This window comes from Ilumatobacter sp. (assembly GCF_041688325.1).
GTDB lineage: Bacteria > Actinomycetota > Acidimicrobiia > Acidimicrobiales > Ilumatobacteraceae > Ilumatobacter_A.
Genome location: NZ_JBDNIJ010000256.1, coordinates 1 through 1,995 on the forward strand (window position 1 = coordinate 1; position 1,995 = coordinate 1,995).

The following is a 1,995-nucleotide window of genomic DNA, read 5'->3' on the forward strand; positions in this document are numbered from 1 at the left end:
GCTCCTTGCTTCCTGTGTTCGAGAGATATTCGGGGGGTGGGGGGATCCAGGGGGGATGGATCAAAATCTTTATTCGTCAGGACTCAAGATAGAGGTTAACGCACTCACCAACAACCTCGACTGCACTTACTTGACAAGTGATGACTCAGCATTTACCCGACCCGAAGCGATGAATACCCGACCCGCTCAACGAGCACAACGCTCACCGCTCGCTTGGCAGTTCTGGGGGCGGTAAGTTGCGGACCGACTGAGCGGGCCCGCAGCGCATCGCTCGTCCGTTAACCGAGGAGGAACTCGGGGCCGAACGACGAGGGCAGCAGATCGGCCATCGAGATGTCGAGCATTGCCCCACCATTGGTGGTCGCGTGAATGATCGCATCGGGCCCGGCAAACTCACGGAGCTTCTGACGACAGCCGCCGCATGGGGTGCCCGGCGTGTCGCCACCCGTGACGGTGAGTACCTCGACGATCTCGCGTTCACCGGCCAAGACCATCGCAGCGATTGCGCCAGCCTCTGCGCAGGTGCCTTCCGGGTACGCCGAGTTCTCCACGTTGCAGCCGGTAAAGACGGCACCCGATGCTGTGCGCACCGCGGCGCCAACCGGATACTTCGAGTAGGGCGAATACGACTGCTGCTGAGCTGCGACGGCGACATCGAAGAGGTCTGGCATCTGCGCAGTCACGACAGCACCCGGGGGACGAGAAACCGGCGCGCCGGGCCCGGGAGCGCATTCAAGAATCCGGCGCGCACCTTGTTCAGCCCGCCCGACACAACGACGGCACGATTCTGGTCGATGCCCCGAAGGCCAGCAGCGACCTGCGACAGACGATGCAGGGCAACGACGTTGACGTCGATCACTGCGGTCTCCCGCTCGGCATCGAGTTCGTGAAGCGAGCCAGCCTGACCGAAGCCCGCGTTGTTCACAACGAGATCGATCGGCGACTCAGCGCGCAGCCGCGCATCGACGGTTGCGAGTGCGCGATTCCATCTCATAGCCCAATCGTGCCACAGCCCGCTCGTCGTCCCCACCTCCACCCAGCTGGTCACTCGCTGGTCGCTTGCTGGTTGCTTGCTGGATGTGCAACCATCGCTCGTGTCCGTGCTGAGTTCTGGCACAATAAGTGACCAATGCAGCTGTACCTCCGAGATGCGTTGGAATCCGACGTCGATGATCTGATCGAGCTATTGCTCGGCGACAAGGTTCGTGACCCTGGGTTTATGCAGACGAACCGCGACAACCCAAGATTCGTCGGCGACTACCTCGATGCCATCCGCGAGATTGATGCGACCAACGGCAGCTACCTGCTCGTTGCCGACCTGGGCGGGCGTGCCGTTGCCATGGTGCAACTCGTGACCTTCCGCCACTTCCAGCATCGCGGTGGCCGTTGCGCCGAGATCGAGTCGATGCACGTCGCTCCCGCGCACAGCGACACCGACATTGGTAGCCAACTTCTCGAATACGCCGCCAGCCGCGCACGTGATCTTGGCTGCTACCGCATGCAGCTCACCGCTGGAGCGAAGCGGCAGCACGCCCACAAGTTCTTCCAGGACCACGGCTTCATCCCGACTCACGTCGGCTACAAGCAGTACCTCGACCTCGACTGGACGCCGCAGCGCAGCGCCCAGCTCGTCCGGCCGCAGCCCGATTTCTTCGACGAGCTCGCCGACCAGTCGTAACCGCGGGACAGAGTTGCGAAAGGGGCCTGACCCCGTGCGCAACTATTTGCAGGTGAGGGTGGTCGATCTCGTTCCTGCCCGTTGGTGAGTTGCCCCGACCGTCAGCTCGGTGCCCGATTGGCAACGAACCGTCCACGAGGCCAACGCTCGTTCTGGACTCCCACCGTCACCTCGGTTGAAACGTGCCGCCATCGACCCGACGAGCTGACCGAGTTCCTGACGTGCGGGACCACCGATCACTTCGGCACCCTGCAGCTCGACGACGATCGGCCGAACGATCGAGTCGATGTTCGCCTTCTCAGTGACGTACGTCGGCA

Annotated in this window: 3 protein-coding genes and 1 pseudogene; 1 reads left to right on the plus strand and 3 read right to left on the minus strand. The window is 62.6% G+C overall.

Annotated elements, in window-relative coordinates; all coding sequences use genetic code 11:
• Window positions 1–278: 278 nt before the first annotated feature.
• A complete protein-coding gene (cdd, locus tag ACH2EI_RS14220) occupies window positions 279–671 on the minus strand; it encodes a cytidine deaminase (RefSeq protein WP_395155723.1) in 393 nt (130 codons plus the stop codon).
• A gap of 8 nt (window positions 672–679) precedes the next feature.
• Window positions 680–994, minus strand: coding sequence for an SDR family NAD(P)-dependent oxidoreductase (locus ACH2EI_RS14225; protein WP_395155717.1), 315 nt, complete (start codon window positions 992–994; stop codon window positions 680–682).
• Window positions 995–1,129: 135 nt separating this feature from the next.
• Here ACH2EI_RS14225 and ACH2EI_RS14230 point away from each other — a divergent pair, with 135 nt between their 5' ends.
• Window positions 1,130–1,678 (plus strand): GNAT family N-acetyltransferase, encoded by a 549-nt coding sequence (locus ACH2EI_RS14230; protein ID WP_395155719.1) that lies wholly within the window; start codon window positions 1,130–1,132, stop codon window positions 1,676–1,678.
• Window positions 1,679–1,720: 42 nt separating this feature from the next.
• Here the strand turns inward: ACH2EI_RS14230 and ACH2EI_RS14235 are convergent.
• Window positions 1,721–1,995 (minus strand): annotated as a pseudogene (locus ACH2EI_RS14235) (carboxypeptidase); the annotation flags it as partial.

Bases quoted from the DNA above. Each gene is read 5' to 3' on its own strand.
- cdd (WP_395155723.1), bottom strand. From the start codon at position 671: ATGCCAGACCTCTTCGATGTCGCCGTCGCAGCTCAGCAGCAGTCGTAT.
- ACH2EI_RS14225 (WP_395155717.1), bottom strand. From the start codon at position 994: ATGAGATGGAATCGCGCACTCGCAACCGTCGATGCGCGGCTGCGCGCT.
- ACH2EI_RS14230 (WP_395155719.1), top strand. From the start codon at position 1,130: ATGCAGCTGTACCTCCGAGATGCGTTGGAATCCGACGTCGATGATCTG.